The following is a 26,257-nucleotide window of genomic DNA, read 5'->3' on the forward strand; positions in this document are numbered from 1 at the left end:
CGGGAAATCACAGATTACAAGTGGAATCGCACACAAAGAGACGTGAAAACCGCTTATGTGTCATATTTCGTAATCTTGTAGGTTTCCTTAAGCACCATAGAAAAAGCCGCCAGAGAAGACTCTGGCGGCTTTTTCTGACTGTTCTCCCTGAAGAGAGACAGCAATCAGTGCGTGGAGGCATCCGTGTGACGCTGAATGGCATCCTGCGTTGCGTTCGCACCGCGAGACACATTGTGGCCCACGGAACTGACGTCCTGACCAGCACCCCGAACAGTGTTGCAGGCCGAGAGAGAGACGGCGGCACCAGACAGTAGCGTCAGGGAAAGTGCAACACGGGCGACGGACTTGATGGACATTGGGTATAACTCCTTGAAGAAGCGTTCGTTATCGAAACGCTATTCGCGGAGGAAAGTTCATCCGCGACAAGACGTTTGTGTGGCCCGATTGTTTCAAAATGAAACAGAAATCGAACATGCCTTCGAGGGGTTGATCCGGTTAACCCAAGGTAAAGTCCGCCAGTTCATCTGCAAGTTTCTCGGGGTCAGGAATCCGGTAGTTCATATGAAAGCCACTTCCTGCGCCAACTGGCTCCAGGCCGGCACTGTCGTACAGATAGCGGGCGTGATTGTTGTTCGCCTTATCGACCAGGCACTGGTTGACCCACATATCCGGACCATGTGCCAGTGTGACAACCCTTCGTTGAGGGAAGAAGAGGCTCGTATGCAGATAGGCGTCATTATACCCGATCACGAGGGGATTTGACGCCCAGAGCTTGAGCTGATCCCGGAAAGTCATTTCACTTGGATAAACGGTTCCAATTCCCTTCGCTCTCAACGCGGACGTCAAAAGGCTTTCATTTTCCACCCTGACATTGCCCTCGGGCAGCTTCTCTTGCGAGAGAAAGAGCACGCGCCCCGGGTGATTCTGTTCGCCTTCGGGCAAAATTTTTCGCCCAATGCTGTGCGCCAGATCTGCAAAGACATCATAAATGAAGGAAAGCTCTTCAAATGCCGCCGCTGCAACTGTGATCCTTGGAAAGCGGACTGGGGATAAAACCTGCAGGAAATGATCTGCCGTCAGATCAAGGGCCGTCGTGATCGTCCTAAAGTAGCTCTGCGCCATCAACTGAGCCACAGATTGCGGACTGCTAAACACCAGCTTCAGGCGTGATCGTGCGTAAGGAGGAAGACCCCACAGGCGAGAGAAGACGTTGGCGAAGAAATAAGGATATGACGGATTCAGGTTTCCAAGGAAAAAATAATCAAACTCATCACTCAGAACCGGGCACGCCGGAATATCCGCACAATCTCTGGAACAGAGTGGTGTGTGAAGCGCACCTGCGCCGGTATAGAGCATTCCCTCAGGAACACTTCGGCCCGAGGGTTCGAAAAGTCCCCACTGCGGGGCAGTTCCAGGCGGGATAAAGACAGCATTTCTGACGTCCCGCTGGTTTGGGAGGTCCTGAATCAGAAGTCTCCGACCAACGAAACCCGTACAGTCTTTCAGGGCCATATCCCGACCTTTCCTGAAGCTTGAAGCAGCCTCCAGCAGGCCGCGCAGACAGTTCTTGAATGTGTTTCGCTTGCATCGGTCAGCACATCAAGCCCAACTTCCGTGCAAAGAATGGCTCAGAACTGATGACAGCAGGGGGGTGCGCTGTTAGAAAGCGCGCAATTCTCCCCCTGACGGATACCAGACGAGGCCGTTTCATGAAGATCGTTGCCTGCAACAGTAATCTGCCGCTGGCTCGTGCGGTGGCGAGTGAACTACGGCTGCCCGTGTGCAAAACCGTGGTCAAACGCTTCGCGGATGGCGAAGTCTTTGTCGAAATTCAGGAGAACGTCCGCGGTGAGGACGTTTTCGTGGTGCAGAGCACCTGCATGCCGACAAACGATCACCTCATGGAACTGCTGGTGATGCTCGACGCGCTGCGTCGTGGGTCTGCCCGCCGGGTAACGGCTGTCATGCCGTATTTTGGATATGCCCGACAGGATCGCAAGTCCGGCCCCCGTACGCCCATTAGTGCAAAGCTGGTTGCCAATCTGCTGACAGAAGCAGGTGCCAACCGTATCCTGACAATGGATCTGCACGCCATGCAGATTCAGGGATTCTTCGATATTCCGACGGACAACCTGTACGCGGCTCCGCTTTTCGTGCGTGATCTTAAAACGCGCCTTCCAGACCGGGAACTCATGATCGTGTCTCCTGATGTTGGTGGTGTTGTTCGTGCCCGTCAGCTTGCACAGCGTCTGAACGTTGATCTGGCCATCATCGACAAGCGCCGTGAACGCGCCGGCGTGTCGGAAGTCATGAACGTGATTGGCGATGTCTCAGGACGTTATTGCGTGCTGGTAGACGACATTGTGGACAGTGGTGGATCACTCTGTAACGCGGCCAATGCTCTCATGAGCCGGGGCGCGGAAGGCGTGGAGGCTTATGTCACTCACGGCGTTCTGACTGGTAATGCCTGCGAGCGCGTGAAAAACAGTCCATTGAACATGCTGACCCTGACGGACAGCATCCCAGCCACCCAGGCGCTGCTCGATACGCCAAACATTCGCCAGATTACGACTGCTAATCTTCTGGCTCGCGCCATGAGCGCCGTTGCAGACGAAAGCTCGGTTTCCTCACTCTTCGACTAAGCTTTCCCATCTCTGGAGGTTTCATCCATGCCGAAGATCCTGACCAAGCCTTACTGGTATCTCCGGCACGGTGAAACAGACTGGAACCTCAGAGGTCTCTCCCAAGGGCGGACGGACATTCCTTTGAATGCCACGGGGCTGACACAGGCGATCCGTGCAGGTCAGATTTTTGCGGACCTGTTCCGGAAGGGAGAAACACCTTTCGACCGGATTATTGCCTCCCCCCTCTGCCGCGCCCTTGTCACCGCAGAACACACTCGTGATGCCATTCGTGACAGCGGGGGGCCTGATCTTCCTCTGATCATTGATCCCGAACTCAAGGAAGTCTGCTTCGGGGTGCAGGAGGGGCAACCCATGGGAGAATGGTATGACCCATGGATTGAAGGTGGCTATACGCCCGAAGGTGCTGAAAGCTTTGCAACCCTTCAGGCACGTGCTGTTGGAGCGGTTAACCGCTCCCTGCAAACTGACGGAACACCCCTCTTTGTCGCACATGGCGCCTTGTTCAGAAGCCTGCGGGCGGGAATGAGTCTACCCGTCAATGTTCGTTTGCCAAATGCAACCCCGCTTTATCTGTCACCCTCAGAGGCGGGATGGTCCATTCTCCCTTACATTCCAGAAGACGCGTAATCTTCCTCTACCGCTTGGGTTCTTCATGGAATGGACCCCTGTTTCAACAAATGTTATGGTCTAGCTGAACCATAACTGTGCTACAGGCCATGAAGAACTTTACAATCAGAGTATCTCTGTACGGAAATACCGGGAACATCATGATGATGTATCTTTCGGCTCTGAAGCTTCAGTCGGATCTTGGTTATGGGACCATCTGCAATGTAAGAATTCCGCTTTTCGATATTTCAATTCCAGACATCGACACCAGAAATCAATTTGGCTTGCATGACACAGAGGTTATCAACTCTCGGGTTCATGGACGTGTCTCAACAGATGGTTACTGCCATATTGTCCCCCGCTCCAATGCGGCGTTTATCAGTCTGGAAGGGTATAGCCAGCATATCGACAATTTTCCTGATCGCAGAATTACGGACTATGATAAAATTTTCCCATACTGCTCCGATAATGAGCAGTATGGGGGGCCTGATGATCTTGTCATTAATATCCGTGGCGGAGAGGTTCTTTCGGGTCTGCATCCGGATTATACAATGCTCCCTCCGGAATTCTATGAACACCTCATCCAGAAAACCGGCAAGAAACCAATTTTCTATGGTCAACTGACGCCATCACCTTATCTGGACGAACTGAAACAGCGCTTTCCAGATGCACGTTTTATTTCCTCCCGCGGGGAGGCGCTTGATTTTGATTATATTCGTCGATCACACTACATCGTTCCAGCATTGAGTACGTTCTCTTGGCTCGCTGCGTGGCTTTCAGATGCCAGAAAAATCTTTTTTCCGGTCGCAGGCGTGATGTCACCCCAGCAGCATCCTTCATCAATGCTGCTGCCTTTGGATGACCCCCGATACGAATTTTATGTCTTTCCTATTTATCACTCGCGAGACATCGCGAACTATCGGGACTATCTCGATCCCGTACGAAGAACATGGCAATATGTTCCAGCAGCATCCATATTACAGAAACGCCAGAGCAACCGCCCCACACTGAATGACGCGCTCAGTGTTTTCAGTGTGGCAGATTATCTTGGAATGTACGGAGATATAGGGCTGTTTGGAACTTATGGAGCTGTAGGGTCAATCAATCATTTCTGTAGCGCTGGGTTCTGGGAAGGGAAACATCCCGTTCACCTGGACAACAAATACTATGCTACCGCTTACCCCGCTGCTGCCATGGATGTCGCAATGGGGCGTTACGATACGCTTCTGGATCACTATATTCTTGTAGGATCTAAGATGGGTTACACGCCACGAGCCTGAAAACCCGTTCGACACTATTACCCCTTGTGCATGCCTGCGAGGGCAATTAGGGCAGGAAGGACTTTGATTTACAAATCGGAACCTTCCTTATGATGCGTATGCGCTTTCTGGTGGCATTGACTGCGTTCAGCAGCCTGGTTGCCCCAGCCTTTGCCCAGCCTCAGCCAGAGCCGCTCCCTCTGCCTGCCGCCATCCCAGACCCGCAGGACAAGCCCTTTCCCGGCGCTCTGACGGTTGCTGTTGATGCGACAGACACGGCCCATCACGTCATGTCCATCCATGAAACGGTTCCCGTTCCGAAAGAGGCTGTAGAGAAAGGCGAACTGATCCTTCTGTATCCCATGTGGATTCCGGGCGATCATTCCCCAACAGGCGTCATTGAGCAGCTTGCCAGCCTGAAAATCCAATCAGGTGGCAAGACGATTCCCTGGAAGCGCGACACGGTCAATATCGCTGCGTTTCATATTCCCGTTTCCGCCACGACCCCTACACTCGACGTTCATTTCCAGCTTCTGTCTCCGGTTACGCCGGGTCAGGGCCGTGTCGTCATGACGCCATCCATTGTCAATGTTCAGTGGGATCAGGTTTCTCTATACCCGGCTGGGTATTTCACGCGGGATATTACGGTCAAACCAAGCGTTCTGGTGCCGCATGGATGGCAGATTGGCTCCGCTCTGCGCGCCTCTGCCTATGGCGATGAAACCCACTTCAATGCGACGACGTACAATACCCTGGTCGATTCCCCGATTTACGCGGGTCGGTATTTCCGTAAATTTGATCTGACCGGGCCAGACAATGTCCCTGTCGCGCTCAATGTTGTTGCAGACGATGCAGAGTCCTTGAATGCGACGCCGCAGCAGATCGAAGCTCATAAGAACCTCGTCAAACAGGCTACGGCTCTTTTCGGCTCCCACCATTATGATCATTACGACTTCCTGCTCGCCCTGACGGAAGAGCTGGGCATGATTGGGCTGGAACATCATCAGTCCAGCGAGAATGCTGCTGCTCCGGGATATTTCACGGAATGGGATAAGACCTTCCCCGAGCGTGATCTCCTCGCGCATGAGTACACGCACTCCTGGAACGGAAAGTATCGTCGCCCGGCTGATATGTGGGCTCCAAACTTTAATGTTCCACAACGCGGGTCTCTACTCTGGGTGTATGAAGGTCAGACCCAGTATTGGGGAAATGTTCTTGCAGCCCGTTCAGGGCTTGTGACGAAGGATCAGGGCTTCGAAGCACTGGCCTATATGGCAGCAACCTATGAGAACCAAACAGGTCGTCTGTGGCGCCCGCTGGAAGATACCACCAATGATCCCGTTATTGCTCAGCGTGCCCCTCTGTCATGGCGCGACTGGCAGCGTTCGGAGGACTATTATGTGGAAGGTCAGCTTGTCTGGCTCGACGCAGATACGCTGATCCGCAAGCTTTCCAACGGGCAGAAATCTCTGAACGATTTCGCGAAGGCCTTTTTCGGCACGAATAATGGAAGCTTTATCGTCAGCCTCTATCAGTTCGATGAAGTGGCTTCGACCCTGAACAGTATCCAGCCCTATGACTGGGACAAATTCCTGCATGATCGTCTGGACACTATCCGACCGCACGCTCCGTTGGATGGCCTGACAAACGGTGGGTACAAGCTTGTTTACACAGACAAGCCAACATCATTCATCAAAGCATCGGAAGCTGTTCGTCACAGTGTGGATTTGACGTTCTCGCTCGGTATGAGTGTCACACGTGATGGCAAAACAGCACGTGTTCACTGGATGAGCCCTGCATACAAGGCGGGCCTGGCGTCAGGAGAGACAATCCTGGCTGTTAATGACATGGCCTACACAGGGGATCGTTTGCGTCATGCCATCGCGGACGCACAACAAGACCCGAAACAGCCAATCAGACTTGTCGTGAAATCTGGCGAGCACATCAGCACGATTTCTATCCCATATCATGATGGCCTGCGTTACCCGCGTCTGGATCGCGTGAGTGGCACCCCCGATTATCTGGGAGCAATTTACGCACCACTGTAATGCAAACTGTTGAACAGCCCCGTATTCCTCTAGCGGGGCTGCCAGTTTGTTAGGTTATGTGTTTTAAATGCGTTGGAAAGTTTAATTGATTCAGAACGCGCAATATGGTAGAAGAAAAGAAGATAGCCGACATATGTAACGGCTGTTTCAAGTAAAAATAGCAATAAATTCACGGTGATGGCCTTTTCCTCTTCTGGGGAAAGGGCTTTTTTTGTGTCTCGTCGTTACAGAAAATCTAATTAACAGAGAATTCGATGACGAAAAAAAATCTTCTAATAATTTCATCATTATTAATTCCTCTGCATTCTTTTGCTGCGTCGCCTGCGGCTTACAAAGGAACTGATGGCAGCTACCAGCCGCTTAAAGTGGTGTCAGCCGTTGGAAACAACGAGAAACCTGTCGTTCCGGCATATAAAGGAACGGATAATCAATGGCATGCCACAACAGTTGTCATGATGACATGCGGGTTGGATGATGCAGGTCATCCTGTTCCGTGTCAGGCTCCTACGGGCGTAGAATCCAATGCCGTGGTACTGGACAGTTCAGGGTACATCACGGCACCGGTCAGTGGTTCTATCGACAAGGGTACTGTTGGCGGCGCACAGCTTTCAGGTCTTCTGAATACGCTTTCCACAACAATGGATGCCTTTCAGGCGAGCAATCAGAAAGACGTTCCTAACGGGGTGGTCGGGCGCGATGCCGTTGGGAATATTCTTTTTGCACAGCAGCAAAATAATAGCGGACAGACGGAGGCAATTCACTTCCATCCGGGTAATCCCTATATCGCAAATAATGATGTCTTTATCTGGTGTGACACTGCCACTGGCAGCGACGGCCAGGGGCATTGTCATTTCGATAATTTATCATATGGAAATACCTGGGAGTTTAATAACAGAATTTCCACCGGGACGGGAATTTTTGGTGCAGACGTCACGGTTAATGGGCAAAGCGTTGCTGACGCACTTGCAAAGCTGGATCGAACTTTGGAAGTTGGATACGAAGGACAGTCTGTTTATCAGAGTGCGACTACTACTCCTTTTATTACCATGTCCCGCAATCACTGGGATGCAGTAAACCAAAACCCTAATACACTGATGTTGGGTGGATCTACGGCAAATTCTCTTGTGCATCTGAAAGCCTCGTGTGCAAACACCAGTGGTGGAGATGAAGGCGGGTCCTGCTATCAGTTCACGGATATGGGGGGGCCAGAAATCAATAACCGTTCCGGCGCGGGTATTACGGACGGAATTAATATTGATGCCCGGTCCAGCGATGTTTCCCCACTGGATGCTTTGGGAGGAAATACTCTGGCTACAGAAAGTGACGGATCCTATCGTGTTGTAGGAACCTCATACAGCATCGGGACAGATGCTGCTGCCGGGGCCTCAAGCTTTACGCTGGTCGGTGCTCTAGGGTGTGGAGTTCAGGCGGCAAACAGTTTGGCAGGCTGCCAGATTTCAGGCCTCTCGCTGGCAGGAGCGTCCGGCACTGTGTCTTCTGAAACTGCAAAAATCACGCAGGCGGCTTATAACCCTTCGACCAACCTTACAACAGTCACTCTGCCATCCGGGTACACGTTGGCCTCCGCAGTGGCAGCCAGCACAGGTGTAACGGTCCAGTATCTGGCATCTGACGGAATTGCTCATGCCATAAGGTTCCTTGGGGCGAACGAAGTGTCTGTGTATCCAGCGCTTAATACGCTTGAAATGAATTTGTTTCAAAATCGTATGGCTATTTGGACAAATTACGCAAAAGGAATGAATAGCACGGAAGGGGGGTACAATCCTGATGCTACGAATGTGGATCTCCCTAACTACTATCTTGCCTATTTCTCTGGTTGGGATGCGGCGAACACTGATAGTGCGCACAGCACATTTTTTGTAGAGAGCGGATACTACCCAGGGACATCGTCCGCCCAACCGGGATGGTGCACTGTTGGTGAATGGGGTGCCGCTGCTACCGCAGCTCCAGGGCAAAATAGTGGAGACCAGATAGACAATCAGATTACTTATACCCACCCTGCGACCGGACAAGAAACCCACACTAGCCAGTATCATAATTATAGCCAGCCCACGCTTTTTCTGGGCATGAACAATAAGAATTTCAACAACTACAACCTTCAGTATCGCGTCGGAAAAACCGATAGCGTTACCCGTTCCTTCGATAATGAGTGGGACTTCTGGGCGAATCAGGATCATCCAGGCGAAGTGTCCATGAAGGGGCTCACCCTTGCCTATAATGGCACCTCAGGACCCTTGGCTAATGACAGCTATATGCTGAGACTGTCAGGGGCCAATACTCTTGGTATCGGTCTTTGGGTAGGTGGCGTTATTCCAGGAGGCGAAACGATCAAGTCAGATAGTGGGTTCTTTGACGTCCGCAATCAGGCCAACATGTCTGCAGACGTTAATGCAACACAGCCAATCTCTATGATGGGTAATGGTGTTGTAAATGGGAAATACACAGAACTTTCGTTCTATGGTTCGCAGGATGGATCATCAGGAAACGGCTCCTTGCATCTTGGTGCGCTGGAAAGCAGTAACCCCAGTCTCCAGTACAACGCTGCTCCTCTTTGCGATGGAACAGCTTATATGCTGGATTCTGGAATCAGTGCCTCACAATGTGTGCAGGCTGGCCAGATCGTATTTGATCCTAGTGGGTATACCGGCGGTGTCGCTCTTGCTGTTGGCCAGGGCAGCAATACCAAGCTGGGACTTGTAACGGAATCTGATGGTACTGCGCGTGCCCCGGCCGGGCTTAGAGTTGGCGCAGGGAACGCTCCCAGCTTTTCTCAGGTAGACTCTCAGACGATCAGTCTGACCAATCAGGCAGGAGATGCCAATGGGTTTTTGCGCCTTGCTGGTATCGTAACAACCGGGGTCAGCACGTTTGGTGGAGATACTGTTACGGCGACCACGGCAACAGCCAGGGCCTTCAGGGAAACGCTTTCAACACCATCATCCTCAACGGCGGATTGCACGCCTGGCGACTTCACAGATGATGCAAACTATCATTATGTCTGTGTTGCTTCGAATAGCTGGAAGCGTGTTGAACTTCAGAGCTGGTAACTGATTAACACCCCCTTTGCAGGGGATATTGAAAATTGGGCTGTATTGCCGTGCCCAATTTTTTATTGGCCAGTCATTGTGTGTGAGCAGATAGTCCCTGTCTGCCACACACAATGCTGAACCCCCGTCGTTCAAACGGGAGCAATTCCAAAAGCGAGTTCCATGGAAATGGATGTTCTGAGGAATGCAGGAATTCCGATCCAGATTTCGCCCTTATGGTTCTGCGGACGCAGGAAATAGAAGTGGCGCATATTGCCTTCATCTTCCTGCATGATCAGCGGCCATGCAAAATTGGACCGCCCATCAGACCGCCTGACATTGTGCATGAGTTGTTCATGGGCGTGTTCAAAAGGCCGGCGCAACGAAAGACGGAACACCTGAGCTTTTTCTCCTGCCAAGGGAGAAAGAAACAGAATAGCCCGTGTATCTCCCCACTCGTGCCGTCCAAAACCTTCGCCTTCTCGGCTCACCTGAAGAGAAAGGGTCGTATTGGAAGGCTCTTCTGCAACGACGGCTTCATATTGCAGACCATCGTGCATGGGGTCTGCGGAGAGAACCCACGCAGATGAAATTCCATCCTCCTGCATAGGGGTGCCCGGAAACGCGGGAGATACCTTTGTTTTTTCGCCTTGTGGAAGCAGAGAAGAGTAAATCCACTGAACGCGGCCCCACCGTGCATCGGAGCGCCAAAGGCGTGTCAAAGGCGTATAAACTTCATTTTTACGAACGGCATCAGAAAAGCTCTGGGTCAAAACACGGTTCAGAAACCGGTCATGATAAGCTTCCGGGGTCTCTTCATTGGAGAGTGTTTCCAGAAGAGCTCGGCTCCATGCGTGAGAAAGTGCGGCCGTTGGCGTGGAATCAGGATCCCGACTGAACCACTTGACCTGACACATATGAGCTGGAAGTTTCTGCACGCATTGAAGAAGATCTGGGAATATGATTTCCCGGATTGGGTCCCAGAGCATATAGCAGATATTGGCAAATCGCCCTTTTCCAAAATGGCGAAAGAAAGTTACCGGAATGAATTCTTCTAAAGCAGGGGTTTCGAATACAGGTATGCCGAAGTGCTCATTGCATTTCGTAAGCTCGTTTATTCGTAAATATAATTGGTCCCATTCATAGCTTTCCGCAAATAAACCTTCGATTTGGTTGAGGGAAAATTTGGTAATTCCCAAATTTTTTTCAAGATATTCATCCAGGCCGTGGGAATTTCTTAAGTTATTCCAGACCCACATATCTGCCCCTTCCCGCGGTAGCGTTTTGAGGTCTGCATCAATCAGATATGGCCGGGTCATGCCGACGGGTGCGTCGTCTTTTAATTCTAGGCGTCGGACAGCTGCCGCGAAATCGAACGGACGTATGAATAACCCGTTTGACGCGCAGGTGCAGAAATAATCAATCTTTTCCAGCGTGCGTAGTGCTTCGCCATAAGATTCCATATGGCCCAGCAAGAGGGTGCCACCCCATTTCTTGCGTTCAATGACACCATTAAAAACGTGGACACGTGGATTTGGTGTTAGAAGGTCAGTTGGTATTTGGCGTGATTTTGGAAAATTGATAAATATATGGCAATTTTCAGAAGTAAAATTCAGAAAATTATCGATATAAACCGGTAGGAATCTGTCTTCTTCGTTGTAGTTGGTCGCGAATACTACGACCCCTTCAGGAGAAGATAAAAGCGTTTCAGGTGTGTTGGTAGACAGGGTTGCTCGACATGGCTCCCCATAAACGCGGACACTTTTCAGATGGAGATGGTCCCAGTTATCCAGTCTAACTCTTACGAAGCGTCCGATAACGGGCTCTGGAAACACGACCTTGTAAGCAGTGTCGTCGTTGTCACCGAAAACGCTGTGATCCGTTTTTGAAAAGACGTCTTTCCAGGTCTGGCCGTCTTGTGAGACCAGAATTGAAAACATACGGGCCCGGCCCGGCCAGAAAGATGAATTGTACAACACTACATTTGAAATGATGCAGAGTTCTTCGAGATCAACCTGCCACCAGGGAAACCACTCTGCAGCCGTTTGGAAATGAGCATCAGAGCGATCTGGCCGATTTGCATTGGCAGCATCAACGGTCAGTGGCAGCAGAATATCTGGATGCTTGGAACTCTGGGTAGCTGGTTTGCCGAGCGCGAGGTCAATCATATCAGTGTCAGATCTCAGACGGATAAGCTGCGGTTGTTGCGATAGTCCGGGCCTACTGAGAGGCCGACTTCTACTGTGGCGTTGCAGTGAATAGGAAGACCAAGCCAGACCTGCCCCTCTGCTCCGCGCGCTTTGCGCACAAAATAACGTTTTTCAACATCATCAAGATGCTCAATACGATCGGCGTAATCGACCGTGTAACCGTGTTCATCGTGGAAAACGGTTCGAGCCAGCGCATCATGTGGAAAACATTTCCCACGAGGGATGGAGAGACAAAAGACGGTGTCTCCCTGCAGGCCGGAAAGATAGAGATAGCCTTGCAGATGCACCCCTGAAACGGGCGCGCCGTCTTCTGTCAACGCGCTGCAGGATAGCCGTAAAATGGTTTCGGCCTCTGCAGTTTCCCGTACATTCAAGGCCACAGAGATACGTTGGTTTGTGGCTTCCATGAACAGATATGCTGGAGCCACCCGGGAAGGGGACCGCTCAGGGATATCCAATTCAATATGCTGGCGGTTGCATATCAGATCCCTGACGGACCAGTTAAAGCCCTTTTTCCCTTGTGCATCGGTCGGCCACCAACGGTTTGTCAGTGGGCCGAAATGTTCTGCTTCATACGCTTTTGCAAGCAGGGTTTTGGCAAGGGTAACTTTCTGGAACTGTTCGATATCACTGTGTTGGCTTTGACCCATTTCCAGAAGGCTGCGGCCCCAAGGTGTTGTCACCGCAACAGTGGATTGGGCAATCCGGGAGCGGTCAAACCACTTCAGTGCACAGAAATGATCCGGCATAGTGGGGACCATTTCCAGAAGGTCTGAAACCGTTGTCTGGCGGGTGCCTGACCAGAGAACACGACAGATATGCGTGTATTGGCCCGTTCCAAATCGATCGAAAATGGACGTTGGAAGCACTTCCTCGATAGCCATATAGTTTTCGAAGGAAATGAAGTCTTCCAGCCCTTCAATCAGGCTTTTGCGTGCATGGAGCTGGTCCCAGTCCTGCCTGCGCGCGAAAAGACCTTCGATCTGTGTCGCAGAGACCTTTTCTACGGCCAGTTTCTCCCGGAGATAATTTCCCAAACCGGTAGAGTTGCGAAAATGATGCCACATCCATGTCCCATGGTATGTCGGCTCCAGCACATCTACATCGAGATCTCTCTCATAGGCCCGCTCGGAGGCGACAGGAACACGACAGGCCAGCGGAAGCTGCTCGATTGCGGCGGCAACGTCCATTTTTCGGACCATGAGCCCATTGGAGGCCATGGTGGCGAAATAATCAAAATTGGGAAAAGCGGTTTGTGCTTCTTCAAAGGCTTCCAGATGCCCCAGAAGAAGCGTGTGCCCCCATTTCTCACGACGGATTTTCCCGTTGAAAACATGTACACGGGGGCTGATCGTCTTGATGTGGGGAGGAATTGCACGTTCAGAAGGAAAATTTAGCGCTACACAGACATTCTCAGGGGTGTAGGCCAGAAAATTGTCAATGTATTGTTCAAGGAACTCATCGCTTTCGTTGAAAAGCGTTGAAAGTACGACCTGTGAGTTTGCGGCAGTTTTTTTATAGCCGCGTAATGCCTCTTCAACTGTTTGTTCATGCCCTGTGAAAGCAGAAGTCTCAAAAACAGCTTTTTTAAAACTCAGGACGCCGAACGCATCATACCGAAGGCGGATGTGGCGAGCAGAAAATACCTGCTGAAAAGAGACTGAGGTTATTGCGCGGGTGTCGGGTTCGTAGAGAGGTTGTGTCCAGACAGGAAGCCAGTTTTGTCCGTCGTCTGAAATAAGAACCGTCATGAGAGGAGGCTGGTCTGTGCCTTCCAGAAAGCCTTCAAGTCTTATGCCTTCGACGCGAACGGGCTCTTTGAGGCTGATCTGCCACCAGGGAAACCATTCGCGCTGAGAGGAAAATTCTTCGTTTACCTGTGGAGAGGTCTGTGAGCTCGAAAGAATGCTGAATCCGGTAGTGATATTGCCCACGAAACTTGCTCCACCTTACCAAACGTCAGTACACGCGCCTGAAAGCATTATGCCTATTTTGACTATTCTTAAAGCGTCCAGCCAAAATAGGAAGAGGAGATCAGGGTGTAGAGACAGTTTTGATCTGCGTCTCCACATTCACGCTGCCATCAATCGATTTATCAACTGTATTGGGCAGAATGGCTGAAACAACACAGTCTCCGGTCTCTAAAGAGACAGGCAATGTCTGTATGCCATTAGCCTGCTTCATTACTGAATCAATCCCGTTACCATCCAGAACAATATCGAGTATTTTCTGCGCTGTGGGCTTTAGCGCATGAGAAGGATTGGGTTCAGTGCCATTGCCGCTATGGTCATTCCACATGAACTTGTTTTCCGAATGGTGAGGAAAGGCTTGGTTACAGCTGCCCCGGCGGTAAACAGAGACAATTTCCCGAATGCTCCAGCGACCCGATTTTACAGGGGCTCCGGAAAATCCACTGGATGATGTGGCTGAGACGTTTCCGTAAACATCGAGGAGGAGCCCGGGGTGTAAGGGGCCCTTTTCTGAAACGGGAAGAACGGTATAGGCGTTGAGAACCGGGCCGCGTGCGGTGCTGGGCGTAACCACGAACTCTGCATCCAGTCCGTTGACGCTGTAAGACGGCCATTTTGGAGGCTGCGTGTCGTAAAGCAACGAGAGATTGCTGGTCATTGTATAAGGACGATTGGCAAAATCTGTTCCGTCAAAACTCATGAACAGGCAGCCGCCGGGTGGTAGGCGCATTGGAAGACCGGCGGGTAGTTTGATGGCCACAGGGATTGTCACGGTCCCTGGACCCGACTGTTTGACAATCAGCCCCGCCAGCCCCTGACTGGGGAAGCTGGAGAAAATTTCAGAATAGCTCCCAATCTTTTGGCCAGATAACGGGCATACGGACCGTGTTGTATACGCCAGCCCAAAGAGCGTTTCGGACCAAACCGGCTTATGTGTTGTCTTGTCCGGGCTCGTGGTTGTGGACAGTGTTCCAATCAGCCCGCGAAAGTTTGCGGGTGCGGGAAGGTTGGCGGGTAACTGGAACGAAAAAAGATTCTTGACCTGGAATGACGGGGTACTTTTCGTCAGTGTTGCCTTGAGCGGAAGAATTGATAGTTCTTCAGCATGGCTGGTGGGAAAGCAGGCAAAACTGCTGCCTGCAATCATGACTGCCGCAAAGAGTCTACCTGCCTTCAATACCGTTTTCCCACCTTTGATAGAGTAGCTGGACGTTCTCTGGTGTCAGTTCAGCGTCTCATGTCATAGTCTCTCTCGCAATAGACAATTGCGGTCACGACAGGGAGACGTTCTGTGTCCAGGTACTTATTAACCGATGCGTTACCTGCACGGCTATCACGCCGGTCTCTCATGGTTTCTACGGCGGCCGCTCTGTTTGGGTATTCTGCTCGTGCGTTGGGGAAAACGGGGCATTCCCCCCCAGCCTATCTTCTGATGTCTGATCCTTTCAGGCCGCAATCCCATCTGCTGCCACCTCATGGCTGGATGAACGATCCCTGTGGACCCGTCTTCGCAAATAACACCTACCACCTTTTCTATCAGTGGAATCCTGATGCCGCCGTATGGGGTAATATGCATTGGGGACATGCGACCAGCCGTGATCTGGTGAGGTGGGAGCATCAGGTCGTTGCTTTGTCGCCACAGCCTGATGGTCCGGATTCAAGCGGTGTCTTCACAGGAGATGTCGTGCTGGATGGACAGCAGGCAATCGCTGTTTACACCGGTCTGAAGACAGGGCGGGCGCCGGATCAGGTTCAATGTATCGCTACATCTGATCTCACCATGACGCACTGGCGGCAGGAAGCTCATCCCGTACTGCCAGTTGGGCCGCCTGGATTAAAGATCCGTGGCTTTCGAGACCCGAAAATCTGGCGTGAAGGCGATACCTGGGTCATGCTTGTTGGTAGCAGCATTGAGAACCAGGGGGGCGTCATCTTACGCTATGAAGGCCGTGATCTTCGAGACTGGTCTTATAAAGGAATTTTTTACGGTCCTTCGGATTTGCGGGGTGGTGATGATGCGCTGGAATGTCCGGATTTCTTTCGGGTGGGCGCCCGACATGCTCTGATTTTTTCCATTAACTGGGTCGTGCATGTTGTAACGGGTGATTACGTGAATGGAAAATTCCGCCCCTTAACGCTGGATGCGCTAGGCTACGGTAATTTCTACGCAGCTCGCAGTATGCTTGATGCTCAAGGGCGGCGTACGCTCTTTGGTTGGATTACTGAAAAGCCCTGGCAGGCAGGCGCTGCCGCGGATCGTGGTTGGAGCGGCGTCATGTCTTTTCCTCGGCTGCTTGTCACCGGGCCAGATGGAAAGGTCCGTTCTCATCTTCATCCCTCGGTTGAGGCACTTCACGGTGAGATTCTGTTCTCCGGATCTCCCAAGGAACCTGTAACGCTTCCAGGGCCGTGTGTTCGGATACGTGTCAGATTCGATGCGAACTCAGCGGGCGAATTGGTCTTCAGTCGAACTGATCGTTTTCTGCACCTTGACTACAATCCGCAGAAAACCGGAGCGGAAGTGTCCTGCAATGAAGATACAGTTCCGTTATCCAGTTCACGCTCGGCAGAGCTAGATATTTATGTGGATGCATCGGTCATCGAAATTTTCACATCTGACGGCTCTGCCCTTAATACAAGGGCTTATGGCGATCCGGGCGGCCCTTTTACGCTAAAAAACTCCGGATGTTTTCAAAATGCCGATTATGAAATCTGTCTCTTGAAGCCTGTATCAGGCAATCGGCTTACTGGTATTCTCTAGAAACCCAAGATAAAAGTGAAACTCAAATCCTCGGAGGCTGTGCTGAACTATGAAGCGTCTAGTTGTTGATCTTGATGATACTCTTACGAAAAACAACCCTGACCTCTCTTACAGTGATAAAGAGCCCAATCTTCCCCTGATCGAGAAGCTTCGGGAGTACAAGTCTGAGGGTTTCGAAATTCTGATCCAGACAGCGCGTAACATGCGCACCTATCAGGGGGCTGTTGGTAAGATCAACGCCAATACACTGCCTATCATCATCGAATGGCTGAAAAAGCATGACGTACCGTACGATGAGATTTATGTTGGCAAGCCGTGGTGTGGGACGGAAGGGTTCTATATTGATGACCGTGCCGTGCGCCCGTCCGAATTTCTCTCTTTGTCGCTTGAAGAGATCAATACGCTGATTGAGACGCACAAATGAGTGCCCCCTCCTCCATTGGTCTGATCACATCAGGCGCCTTCGTCGATCAAGAACTGGTTGCGGAGTTCGGCCTTTTACCCCCTTCATTTCTGCCGCTGGGCGTAGGCCGTCTGTATGACATGCAGATAGACTGTCTTCGGAAAAACTTCACCGAGACATTCCCTCTGTACATGACGGTTCCCGAGAGTTTTGACGTTCCGGCCTACGATACTCAGCGTCTGAATGAAAAGGGAGTTACCCTTCTTCCCGTTCCAGATGACATGCAACTCGGCGAAGCGATTGTTTACGCCATCAATGTGATCAACGCCTACAATACATGCGTCCGCATTTTGCACGGTGACACCGTTCTGAGCCAGATCCCAACCCAGCTCGACGTGATTGCCGGTCACGCGGAGGGGGATGACTATTCGTGGGCTGCGATCAAACATAGCGACAATGTTATCGTCAGTTTGCAAACGTTTGAGGCCACAAGCGAGCAGAATACCGAAAATCCCGTTGCCTGCGGCTATTTCGCATTCTCCAATGGTGCAGAGCTTGTTCGCGCCATCAGCCAGGTGCGCGGTCGTTTCATTGACGGCATAAACAACTATTTGCAGCGTCGTCCCATGAAGATGGAGGAAATTAAGGAATGGTATGACTTTGGTCATATCCAGACTTATTTCCGCTCTCGTCGGCTCGTAACGACAGCGCGCGCGTTCAACTCCCTTCAGATTACCCGCAATACGGTTCGTAAGCTTTCGGCTGACACCTTCAAGATGAAAGCTGAAGCTGAATGGTTTGAGAGTGTTCCACCAAAGGTACAGCCCTACGCGGCGAGATTGCTGGACAAGGGGGAGCAGGGGCAAAGGGCATTCTATTCAACTGAATACCAGTACGCGCCGAATCTGTCGGAACTCTATGTTTTCTCTGCAATCGGGCGTGTTTCCTGGAAGAAGATCCTGACCTCCTGCGCAGAATTTCTGGAAATCTGTGCCGCGACACCTGGGGACAAGCCGAGAGACGATTACTCGCGGCAGCTTATGGGCAGCAAGACGGTCGAACGGCTGGAGCGGTTCGCTAAGGAAACCGGCTTCGATATAGAGCATGAACTGGTTTACAAGGGACGGAAGATGCCGTCTCTCTTAGAAATCAGCCGCCAGCTGGAAACGATGGTATCCTTTGATCCTGCAGCTTCATCTACCATGATGCATGGCGATTTCTGCTTCAGCAATATCCTTTACAACTCCAGAAATAGTCGTATCTCTGTCATTGATCCCCGTGGGTATGTCTTCAGCGAAAAACGCGAAATCTACGGTGATTGCCGATACGATATCGCAAAATATTCTCACTCAGTTGACGGACTGTATGACTTCATTCTTGCCGGTCGGTATGACCTGAAGCAGGATGGACTTTACAATTTCGACCTGAATTTCGATACGTCCTCTCATCGTCAGTGGCTGCAAAGCGCGTTCTCTGAAATGAGCATTGCTGGTATTTCTGTTTCCAGCGCAGAAATTCGTGCAATCACGACGTCCCTGTTCATTTCCATGCTGCCTTTGCATTCCGACAGACCAGATCGACAAAAGGCGTTCATCGCCAATGCCTTGCGTCTGTATTCGACTCTTGAAGGAAAAATCTGATGATCGTCATCCCGATGGCTGGTCTATCCAGCCGTTTTACAAAAGCCGGGTATACCAAGCCGAAGTATATGCTGCCTCTGGCTGGGAAAAGCGTGTTTGCGCATTCCATCGAAAGCTTTTCAGCCTATTTCGAGACGATGCCATTCATCTTCATCGCTCGGACTGTGGCAGATACAGAAGCTTTCATCAGGGCAGAAACAGCCAAGCTTGGCATCAAGGATGTGCGTATCATCATTCTTGATCATGAAACGGCTGGGCAGGCTGAGACAGTTGAATTTGGCGTCAGGAAAGCCGGGCTGGATTTGGAAACGCCACTGACAATCTTCAACATTGATACATTTCGCAAGGACTTCCGGTTTCCGGATGCACCATGGTTTAAGACCTCTGACGGGTATCTGGAAGTTTTCAAAGGCGAAGGGGCCAACTGGTCTTACGTTGGACCTGAAGAAAACAGCAATGAACCCCTGGCAGCCAGAACGACCGAAAAGCAGCCCATTTCAGATCTGTGCTGTGATGGGCTTTATCACTTTGCTCGCGCTAGCGATTTTCTGAATGCTCTCGCGCAGGAGCGTCTGACGCCTTCCTCTCCGGAGCTCTATGTCGCACCGCTTTATAATCACCTGATCAACGAAGGGCGTAAGATCCACTACGATCTCGTGCCTCAGGACGTGATTACGTTCTGTGGTGTCCCTGCCGAATACACAGCTCTGCTGGATGCTGTGAAGGACTGAACGATTTCCCCTCTGTGGCGTACCCTAGAGGTACGCCACAGAAGATCGTCATATCAAAAACGACCTGAGTGGCGCTTCGTCACCATGGTAGCAACGATTTCCCGAGAGCTTTCTGTGCTGCAGGAGTCATCCCCAGGTCATTACGGTTCCACCAGCCGCCGCCAAGGGATTGGAACAGACCCACACTATCAGAGAACCTTGCGCCCTGTGCCTGAACATAGGCCAGGCGCGCCTGAGCATGAGATTGCTGGGCTTGAAGCACCATCAGCTCACTGACATCTCCCAAGCGAAGCTGAGCCTGAGCGATCTTCAGACTCTTCCCCGTAGCAGTATAGGCACTCTCATTCGCCATCAACGCATCAGCATCAAAGTCCAGTGCATGAAGGCTGTCCGCGACGTCCTGAATGGCACTCAGGACTGTGGCCTTATAGGTCTCGTTGGCCTGTAGCAGGTTATCGCGGGCCTGCCGCTCGGCATGCAGCAGGGAGCCGCCCTGGAAGATTGGCTGCATGACAGTTGCAGCGATCGTCCAGTTTCCATACCCGGGTTTGAAGAAGTCGCTCATGGTCCCGACGGCTTGCCCTGGGAGGGCACTAAGCTGCACGTTGGGCAGACGGTTGGCGATCGCCACACCAATCTGCGCACTTGCAGACTGGATCTGCGCCTGTGCCGCTCGAATATCCGGTCGTTGATTCAAAAGGTCTGAGGGCAGGGAGACCGGCAAGGTCTGCGGAAGCGTAAACTGCTCAAGCCTGAAGGTCGGCAGCGGAGTATTTGGTGCCACCCCAACCAGAACAGCTAACTGATCCCGGGTTTGAGCCAACTGAAGATTCAGAGAGGGAAGGGTAGCTTCAAGCTGCGCGACCGAAGCAAGCTGCGCCACCATATCCTGTTCGGAAGCATCGCCGAACTTCTGTCGGGCCGTAATCAGCTTGAGGGCTGATTTCTGGCTGGCGATCAGATCCTGTGTCGCTTCGATCTGCGCACGAAGCGTGGCCTCGTCAATTGTTGCGCTCACCAGATCGGAGATCAGAGTGAGAGCGGTAGCTTCAAGCTGAAATTTCTGAATTTCAGCCTGCGCGCCCGCGGCCTCAATCGCTCGCCGCGTCCCACCCCAGAGATCCGGAACATATCCGATCGTCAGCTGAGCGGTATGAACATTATACAGCCAGGTGTTGTTGTTCGGAACCGGAGAGTAAACGCGTGAGGTCTTGTTGCGTGTAGGATTAAAAGAGGCCGAGACGGTTGGGTACAGACCAGCCCCTTCAATACGCCGTTGCTCCCATGCAGACTTCAGTCCTGTCTGCATGGCTTTCATGGACTGGTTGTTGGTCAGAGCCTGCTCAACAAGCGCATTAAGCTGCGGGTTGCGGAAGACTTCCCACCACTTTCCAGGAATATCTATGCCGCTCTGGAAGTGTTGAGCCACTCCTGTCCCGCTTTGGGCATTGCCGGACGTCCCCGCAAGCGGCGGAGCTTGATAGTTTACGTCCTTTGGAAGGTCCGGACGATGAAAATCCGGACCGACTGCGCAGGCTGATATCAGAACCGACCCTAGAAGGGCGATCGTATTTTTAAGAACCCGCTTCATGTCGGGGCTCCATTCTCTTCAGAGGGGCGCGGACGACGGGCATCCCGACGCTCCACCCACATTTCAAGCTCACTGAAATAGACGGGCAATGCAAAGAGGGTCAGCAGTGTGGCAATCCCAAGCCCACCTACGACGACTGTCGCAAGCCCACGCTGCACGTCTGTGCCAACGCCAGTTGCCAGTGCTGCGGGGAGCATGCCAGCGCTTGCAACGGTTGCCGTCATCAGAACCGGTCGGAAACGCTCACCCGCTCCCATAATCGTAGCATCCCGTACAGAACGGCCTTCGGCACGGTGCCGGTTGATGCTTGAGATCATGATGATGCCGTTCTGCACCGCCACACCGAAAAGGGCGATAAAGCCCACAGCTGTAGCGATATTCAGGGTCTCTCCACGCACATGCAGCGCAATCAGGCCACCCAGCGTCGCGAGCGGAACAACGCTTAGAATGAGCAGTGCCTGGCGGATTTTGCCGAATTCGATGAATAGCAGCACCAGCATCATGGCAAACATGACGGCCAGAGCAATGGCAAGACGCTTCTGCGCGCGTTCCTGCTGCTGGAATGTACCTGCCCATTCCAGGGTGTATTTCTGTTTGTCGTAATGCACCGATTGCTCAATGCGAGCCTGAGCATCAGCAAGATACTGTGACAGGGGACGCTGGCCATTATCGACCCGGATGGTGATCTGACGATGGCTCATCTCGTGAGCAATATTGCTCTCACCCATGCGCAGACCGACCTGGGCCACCTGGGAGAGCGGCACAAAAGCGCCCTGTGCAGTCAGTAGTGGAAGCTGCGAAAGACTTTGGAGATCCTGCGCGTCTTTCCGGGGAATCCGCAATGTCGCGTCATAGAAGCGATCATCTTCATAGACTGTGGAAATCGGGGCATCCCCGATTGCGTAGGACACGATATCCGAAATATCGGAAATATTGATTCCGTAGCGGGCAGCCGCAAGCCGATCAGCCGTTACGTCGATCTGGGGAATTCTGGGCTCCTGAAAGATCGAAGCCTCAGCCGTACCAGGAACCTTATGGAGGACATCTACAATCTGCTGTCCAACGTGGCGAAGTTCCTGAAAGTCATTGCCGTAGACACGAAGGACCAGTGGGCTGTGCGCCCCGCCAACAAGATCACTCATCTGATCTTCAATCGGCTGGCTGATACCGAAATCGATGCTTGGTATCTTCTGCAGCCGATCATGTAGCCGCTGGACGAACTGTGCCTTCGTTTCTCCTGAAGGCCATTGGTCATAAGGCTTCAGGCCAACTGGCATTTCGATGTGAGATGGCGTCCATGGATCCGTGCCGTCGTCAGAGCGACCCAACTGAGTGATGGCATAAGAGGTTTCCGGAAACTCTCTCACGGCATCCCGCAGTTCATTGGCGATCTGTTCGCCCTTCTCCATCGAAATCCCGGTCGGCATCTGGACCTGTAGCCACAGGGCGCCTTCATCAAGGTCAGGCAGGAACTCACGGCCGATCGTTGCCCCGAGGAAGACCACAGCCACCAGAGCGCCCAGACCGGCTCCGTAAGCAAAGAGGGGGCGATCAATGAAATGCCCAAGCCAGTAGCTGTAACGACCATGCAGCCATTCGAGCGGGCGATTGCGCCAGATATGACGGGGTTTCTGAAGTGCCAGAAAGCTCAGCGACGGGATCAGGGCCAGTGCGCAGAGCAGCGCCCCCAGGAGTGCGAAACTGACCGTATAAGCCATGGGCCGGAACAGCTTCCCTTCGCTTCCTTCGAAAGCAAAGAGCGGGCTGTATGCCAGAATAATCACGAGCGTGGATGAGAAGATGGCATGCCCGGCTCGCTTGGCTACTGTCAGAACTTCAGAAGAGTCCAATGCTTCGGTGGGCTTTTCCTCACGAACACGCAGAATGGTCTCGGTGATGACGATGGCGCCATCCACGATCACGCCAAAGTCGACGGCACCGAGCGAAAACAGATTGGCGGACATGCCAAGGAAATGCATGAGCGTGAAGACGACGGACAGCGCAAGTGGAATGGTGATGGCCGTGACAACGGCGCTGCGCGGACTTCCCAGAAAGAGCGTCAGGATCACGACAACCAGCAGAATCCCCTCAATCATGGTTTCCGTGACCTTGTGGGTCGTGGAGAGAACCAGATTGTCTCGGTCGATATAGGGAACGACGCGGATATGCTGGGGGGCAAGCTGCGTCTGAAGCTTCGCAACCGTCTGGTGCAGGTTTTCCAGAACTACGGAAGGGTTTTCACCACTCAGCATGGTGACGACACCCTCAATGGTATCGGGATTATGATCCTTCCCTAGAATGCCTTCGCGAACCTGATGCCCGAATTGCACCGTTCCGAGGTCCCGCACCAGCACGGGGACACCATTTCGCTGGGCTACGGCGATGTTACCCATATCTGCAAGTGAATGGATCATGCCGACACCACGAACGATGTAGGATTGCTCGCCTCGTGTGACGCGACCACCACCGGCATTGATGTTGTTATTGCGGATGGCCGTCAGAACATCTTCCAGGCCAATATTATAGCGGAACAGCGCGGAGGGATTGAGGACAAGCTGATATTCCCTCGTGAACCCGCCGAAATTATCAACGCTGACCACTCCTGGTACGTGAAGCAGGGCAGGAATAACCGTCCATTTTTGGACGTCCGACAACTGCATCAGGTTTTTGTCGTCTGACTCCAGCGTATAGCGATAGATCTCGCCCGTCGGGCCGGAAATTGGCCCTAGGGAAGGCTGCGCGCCATTGGAAAGCGGGTTGCTGGCAAGGATGGTTTCAACCTGCTGTCGGGCCCAGAACACATCTGTCCCATCCCGGAAAATCAGCGTGATGAGAGACAGCCCAAATGTGCTGGTGGAGCGACTGTCCGAAACACCGGGAACGCTGGCAAGCATGCGCTCCAGAGGAATCGTGACCTGCTGCTCCATTTCCTCCGCAGCCAGACCGGACTGCTGGGTCGTTACAAGAACGCTGACAGATCCAAGGTCCGGATAGGCTTCAACAGGCAGGACACGCCACGCAATGCTTCCCATGACGGCAAGCAGGACGGCGGCAAAGAAGACGATGTTCCGGCGCACGAAGCACCAGGAGATAAAACGTTCGATCATGATGGCTGGCCCGTTCCGGTCAGTCGTCGTTCAGCAGGATGGCGCCGCTGGTCACAACACGCTCACCCGCTGACAGGCCGGAGAGAACAAGTACATCGTCACCTTCGTCGTAATTGATGGTGACCTCACGCCGACGAAAAGTCCCAGGAGCAGTTTCGACGAAAACCGAAACCTGGTCATTGTTCATCAGCAACGCGGATTTTGGCACCTGGACAACATCGTTTTCCGAAACACTCAGATTGGCCGAAGCGAATATACCCGGCCGCAGCTGGCCGTTCGTATTGGGGCAAACAACGTAAACGTTGAGCCGCCGTGTATCAGGCTTCAATTCCGGGTCCAGTGTTGCAACCGGGCCGGAGCAGGTCTGACCGGGGAGGGCCGGGAACGTGACATCCAGTGTGGCTCCTGCCGTGATGTCAGCTATGCGGCTTTCCGGCACGGCCGCAGCGACCCACACGGAAGAGAGATCCAGCAGCGTCATCTGAATGGCCGTTGAGTCCGTGATGTTCTGCCCCACAGCCATGTTGGCGGCGGAAACAACACCATCAATGGGCGATACGAGAGGGACCTGTCCTTTTGCAGCGTAATCGGAGCGCGCGCCCAGAACCTGTAGCCGCTGATGGGTTCTCTGGGCTTCTGCTTCTGCCTGAGCCAGATCATTGCGTGCAGATTCGAGGTCTTTCACGGCATTTCCGCCAGCAGCGAGCACGCCGCGCGCCCGGTCATAGGCACGTTTGGAGAAATCCAGTGCAGCGCGGGCCCGACGATCGTCGGCCCAGGCCTGATCCAGATCGCTGGCTGCAATCGTCGCCAGTACCTGCCCACGTGAAACATGCTGGCCGAGCTGAACTGCCACACTCATGATCCGGCCCGTTGCTGGTGCCAGCACATTGACCTGATGATCGGGTATGGCAACCACCTGCGCAGGCAGAGTCACCCCTGCCGTGGCATGCGACAGGGAAACCGGAGCGATCACAAGGCGTTTCTGCAAAGGGCTGCCATCCCGCAAGACGAGACTACCATTCTGCCGGGCAAACATAGGTTGCTCGGGGATAGCCGCATGAGGCGGAGCGAAGAAATAGGTTCTCAAGAAAAGAACAAGGAAAACCAGACCCAGCAGGCCGAGAGCCAGAGCGCTGGCGCGCGCAACACGCATACTTTTTGAAAACCCCGTATCTGCCAGACGACCAATGCCGCAAATGCGGCAGAAGCATGAACCGTCCTGCTACTTCAGAACCCCGACGATTTCATGGCAAGCGCTACGTGACATAATCATCGGTCAGCATCACTAGAAGCTGAAAACTTGGATTTTCTAAAGGCTTCCAGCAACATATTGCAAAAATTTTATCGTTTTGACCCAAAAATTACATAAAAAAAGCAGCTCACTCCCAGAGGATGAGCTGCTTTGGCCGTCTTGAACTGCTGGAGCAGATCAGAAGCGGTATTCAATACCGGCTGCAACCGTGGTCGGGTTCAGACTGTCACGGGCGTGGATGTATGGGCCAGAAGCTCCGCCGCGCTCGTTGATGAAGGCCGGAACGGACAGCCACATCTGCTTGGCGTCAAAGTTGAAGAACCAGTTGCCGACGAGCTGATAATCAAAACCAACATTGGCAGCCGGACCAACCGTCGTACGCAGATCAAGCTTTTGAACCGCACCACCAGCCGGGCTGATATTGTGGAAGAACGCCAGCGTCAGGCCGACACCCACATATGGGTTGAAGCGCTTGTGCGGGCGGAAGTGCCAGGCCAGCGTCAGCGTCGGCGGCAGAACCCACGTGCTACCCAGATCAACCTTGCCCAGAGCCGTGTCTTCAGCGGCCAGTTCATGACGGGTGCTGGCTGCGATCAGATCCAGAGAGATATGATCCGTGAAGAAATATTCGAACGTGAATTCAGGAGCCACCTGATTGGTTGCTTTTACGCGGCCACCGATCACCTTCACGCGGGAAGACGTATCCTGCGGAAGAACACCCAGAGCAGACAGACGGATCAGGAAATCACCCTTGCCCAGACCGATCTTTGTGTTCGCGCAGGTCTCAAACAGACCGCAGTGGCCGGATGACGGGGGAATGATGTTGACCTGTGGTACCGGAGCCGCGGTCATCGGAGCGGAAACAGTAGCCTGAGGAGCAACGACAGGGGCCGTTGTCTGAGCGAAAGCAGGTGATGCCACCAGACCTAGGGCGGCGACCAGCGCAAGAGCTGAAGTCTTCATGTTAAAGAGGTTCCATCAACA

General features: G+C 52.7%; 18 protein-coding genes and 1 pseudogene. 9 read left to right on the forward strand and 10 right to left on the reverse strand.

All coding sequences use genetic code 11. The annotated features are described in order from the left end of the window. Positions 1–164: 164 nt before the first annotated feature. Together KP702_RS04540 and KP702_RS04545 are read right to left on the reverse strand one after the other, a co-directional pair. Positions 165–356, reverse strand: coding sequence for an entericidin A/B family lipoprotein (locus KP702_RS04540; RefSeq protein ID WP_046900458.1), 192 nt, complete (start codon positions 354–356; stop codon positions 165–167). 139 nt (positions 357–495) lie between these two features. Continuing rightward, complete coding sequence (locus tag KP702_RS04545; protein WP_202206916.1) at positions 496–1,512, reverse strand: DUF563 domain-containing protein; 1,017 nt, start codon at positions 1,510–1,512, stop codon at positions 496–498. A 197-nt stretch (positions 1,513–1,709) separates the two neighbouring features. Between KP702_RS04545 and KP702_RS04550 the strand changes: the two genes are divergently transcribed. The 5 genes from KP702_RS04550 to KP702_RS04570 all read left to right on the forward strand — a co-directional run bounded on the left by KP702_RS04550 (position 1,710) and on the right by KP702_RS04570 (position 9,626). Continuing rightward, complete coding sequence (locus KP702_RS04550; RefSeq protein ID WP_046900960.1) at positions 1,710–2,642, forward strand: ribose-phosphate pyrophosphokinase; 933 nt, start codon at positions 1,710–1,712, stop codon at positions 2,640–2,642. A gap of 27 nt (positions 2,643–2,669) precedes the next feature. Beyond that, a complete protein-coding gene (locus tag KP702_RS04555) occupies positions 2,670–3,272 on the forward strand; it encodes a histidine phosphatase family protein (RefSeq protein ID WP_202206917.1) in 603 nt (200 codons plus the stop codon). 140 nt (positions 3,273–3,412) lie between these two features. After that, positions 3,413–4,531 carry a hypothetical protein gene (locus KP702_RS04560; protein WP_237389871.1) on the forward strand — a complete coding sequence of 373 codons (1,119 nt, stop codon included), beginning with the start codon at positions 3,413–3,415 and terminating at the stop codon, positions 4,529–4,531. Between the two features lie 89 nt (positions 4,532–4,620). Beyond that, positions 4,621–6,558, forward strand: coding sequence for a M61 family metallopeptidase (locus tag KP702_RS04565; protein WP_215768578.1), 1,938 nt, complete (start codon positions 4,621–4,623; stop codon positions 6,556–6,558). Between the two features lie 254 nt (positions 6,559–6,812). Next, positions 6,813–9,626 carry a hypothetical protein gene (locus tag KP702_RS04570; protein WP_215768579.1) on the forward strand — a complete coding sequence of 938 codons (2,814 nt, stop codon included), beginning with the start codon at positions 6,813–6,815 and terminating at the stop codon, positions 9,624–9,626. A gap of 131 nt (positions 9,627–9,757) precedes the next feature. On the opposite strand, the gene KP702_RS16120 is transcribed toward KP702_RS04570, so the two are convergent. The 4 genes and pseudogenes from KP702_RS16120 to KP702_RS04585 all read right to left on the reverse strand — a co-directional run bounded on the left by KP702_RS16120 (position 9,758) and on the right by KP702_RS04585 (position 14,962). Next, positions 9,758–10,543 carry a hypothetical protein gene (locus KP702_RS16120; RefSeq protein ID WP_252348554.1) on the reverse strand — a complete coding sequence of 262 codons (786 nt, stop codon included), beginning with the start codon at positions 10,541–10,543 and terminating at the stop codon, positions 9,758–9,760. 852 nt (positions 10,544–11,395) lie between these two features. Then, positions 11,396–11,773, reverse strand: a pseudogene (locus KP702_RS16520) (discoidin domain-containing protein); the annotation flags it as partial. Between the two features lie 14 nt (positions 11,774–11,787). After that, positions 11,788–13,749, reverse strand: a complete 1,962-nt coding sequence (locus tag KP702_RS04580; RefSeq protein ID WP_215768581.1) for a discoidin domain-containing protein — start codon at positions 13,747–13,749, stop codon at positions 11,788–11,790. Between the two features lie 100 nt (positions 13,750–13,849). Next, entirely contained in the window at positions 13,850–14,962 is a 1,113-nt protein-coding gene (locus tag KP702_RS04585; protein ID WP_202206923.1) for a hypothetical protein, read from the reverse strand. Between the two features lie 114 nt (positions 14,963–15,076). Here KP702_RS04585 and KP702_RS04590 point away from each other — a divergent pair, with 114 nt between their 5' ends. Genes KP702_RS04590 through KP702_RS04605 form a run of 4 tightly spaced genes read left to right on the forward strand, consistent with a single transcriptional unit; the run spans position 15,077 to position 19,320 of the window. Next, entirely contained in the window at positions 15,077–16,546 is a 1,470-nt protein-coding gene (locus KP702_RS04590) for a glycoside hydrolase family 32 protein (RefSeq protein WP_215768582.1), read from the forward strand. A 49-nt stretch (positions 16,547–16,595) separates the two neighbouring features. Beyond that, complete coding sequence (locus KP702_RS04595) at positions 16,596–16,970, forward strand: capsular biosynthesis protein (RefSeq protein ID WP_202206925.1); 375 nt, start codon at positions 16,596–16,598, stop codon at positions 16,968–16,970. Then, a complete protein-coding gene (locus tag KP702_RS04600; RefSeq protein ID WP_215768583.1) occupies positions 16,967–18,589 on the forward strand; it encodes a capsular biosynthesis protein in 1,623 nt (540 codons plus the stop codon). Before KP702_RS04595 ends, KP702_RS04600 begins: the two co-directional genes overlap by 4 nt. Beyond that, entirely contained in the window at positions 18,589–19,320 is a 732-nt protein-coding gene (locus tag KP702_RS04605) for a glycosyltransferase family 2 protein (protein WP_202206927.1), read from the forward strand. Before KP702_RS04600 ends, KP702_RS04605 begins: the two co-directional genes overlap by 1 nt. 79 nt (positions 19,321–19,399) lie before the next feature. On the opposite strand, the gene KP702_RS04610 is transcribed toward KP702_RS04605, so the two are convergent. From KP702_RS04610 to KP702_RS04625, 4 genes are all read right to left on the reverse strand, one after another. Continuing rightward, the gene (locus KP702_RS04610) at positions 19,400–20,911 is read right to left on the reverse strand and encodes an efflux transporter outer membrane subunit (protein ID WP_202206928.1); all 1,512 of its coding nucleotides are present in this window, start codon (positions 20,909–20,911) and stop codon (positions 19,400–19,402) included. Then, positions 20,908–24,018 carry an efflux RND transporter permease subunit gene (locus tag KP702_RS04615; RefSeq protein WP_215768584.1) on the reverse strand — a complete coding sequence of 1,037 codons (3,111 nt, stop codon included), beginning with the start codon at positions 24,016–24,018 and terminating at the stop codon, positions 20,908–20,910. The genes KP702_RS04610 and KP702_RS04615 overlap by 4 nt, the downstream gene beginning before the upstream one ends. Before the next feature lie 19 nt (positions 24,019–24,037). Beyond that, positions 24,038–25,174, reverse strand: a complete 1,137-nt coding sequence (locus tag KP702_RS04620) for an efflux RND transporter periplasmic adaptor subunit (RefSeq protein ID WP_202206930.1) — start codon at positions 25,172–25,174, stop codon at positions 24,038–24,040. A 276-nt stretch (positions 25,175–25,450) separates the two neighbouring features. Beyond that, positions 25,451–26,236, reverse strand: a complete 786-nt coding sequence (locus tag KP702_RS04625) for an OmpW family protein (protein WP_202206931.1) — start codon at positions 26,234–26,236, stop codon at positions 25,451–25,453. Positions 26,237–26,257: the final 21 nt, after the last annotated feature.

This window comes from Gluconobacter sp. P5B12 (assembly GCF_018812035.1).
Classification (GTDB): domain Bacteria; phylum Pseudomonadota; class Alphaproteobacteria; order Acetobacterales; family Acetobacteraceae; genus Gluconobacter.

Excerpts from the sequence above, each read along its gene's own strand:
- KP702_RS04620 (WP_202206930.1), bottom strand. The coding sequence starts at position 25,174 with ATGCGTGTTGCGCGCGCCAGCGCTCTGGCTCTCGGCCTGCTGGGTCTG.
- KP702_RS04555 (WP_202206917.1), top strand. The coding sequence starts at position 2,670 with ATGCCGAAGATCCTGACCAAGCCTTACTGGTATCTCCGGCACGGTGAA.
- KP702_RS04605 (WP_202206927.1), top strand. The coding sequence starts at position 18,589 with ATGATCGTCATCCCGATGGCTGGTCTATCCAGCCGTTTTACAAAAGCC.
- KP702_RS04570 (WP_215768579.1), top strand. The coding sequence starts at position 6,813 with ATGACGAAAAAAAATCTTCTAATAATTTCATCATTATTAATTCCTCTG.
- KP702_RS04545 (WP_202206916.1), bottom strand. The coding sequence starts at position 1,512 with ATGGCCCTGAAAGACTGTACGGGTTTCGTTGGTCGGAGACTTCTGATT.
- KP702_RS04625 (WP_202206931.1), bottom strand. The coding sequence starts at position 26,236 with ATGAAGACTTCAGCTCTTGCGCTGGTCGCCGCCCTAGGTCTGGTGGCA.
- KP702_RS04610 (WP_202206928.1), bottom strand. The coding sequence starts at position 20,911 with ATGAAGCGGGTTCTTAAAAATACGATCGCCCTTCTAGGGTCGGTTCTG.
- KP702_RS04540 (WP_046900458.1), bottom strand. The coding sequence starts at position 356 with ATGTCCATCAAGTCCGTCGCCCGTGTTGCACTTTCCCTGACGCTACTG.
- KP702_RS04600 (WP_215768583.1), top strand. The coding sequence starts at position 16,967 with ATGAGTGCCCCCTCCTCCATTGGTCTGATCACATCAGGCGCCTTCGTC.
- KP702_RS04550 (WP_046900960.1), top strand. The coding sequence starts at position 1,710 with ATGAAGATCGTTGCCTGCAACAGTAATCTGCCGCTGGCTCGTGCGGTG.
- KP702_RS04595 (WP_202206925.1), top strand. The coding sequence starts at position 16,596 with ATGAAGCGTCTAGTTGTTGATCTTGATGATACTCTTACGAAAAACAAC.
- KP702_RS04565 (WP_215768578.1), top strand. The coding sequence starts at position 4,621 with ATGATGCGTATGCGCTTTCTGGTGGCATTGACTGCGTTCAGCAGCCTG.
- KP702_RS04615 (WP_215768584.1), bottom strand. The coding sequence starts at position 24,018 with ATGATCGAACGTTTTATCTCCTGGTGCTTCGTGCGCCGGAACATCGTC.
- KP702_RS04560 (WP_237389871.1), top strand. The coding sequence starts at position 3,413 with ATGATGATGTATCTTTCGGCTCTGAAGCTTCAGTCGGATCTTGGTTAT.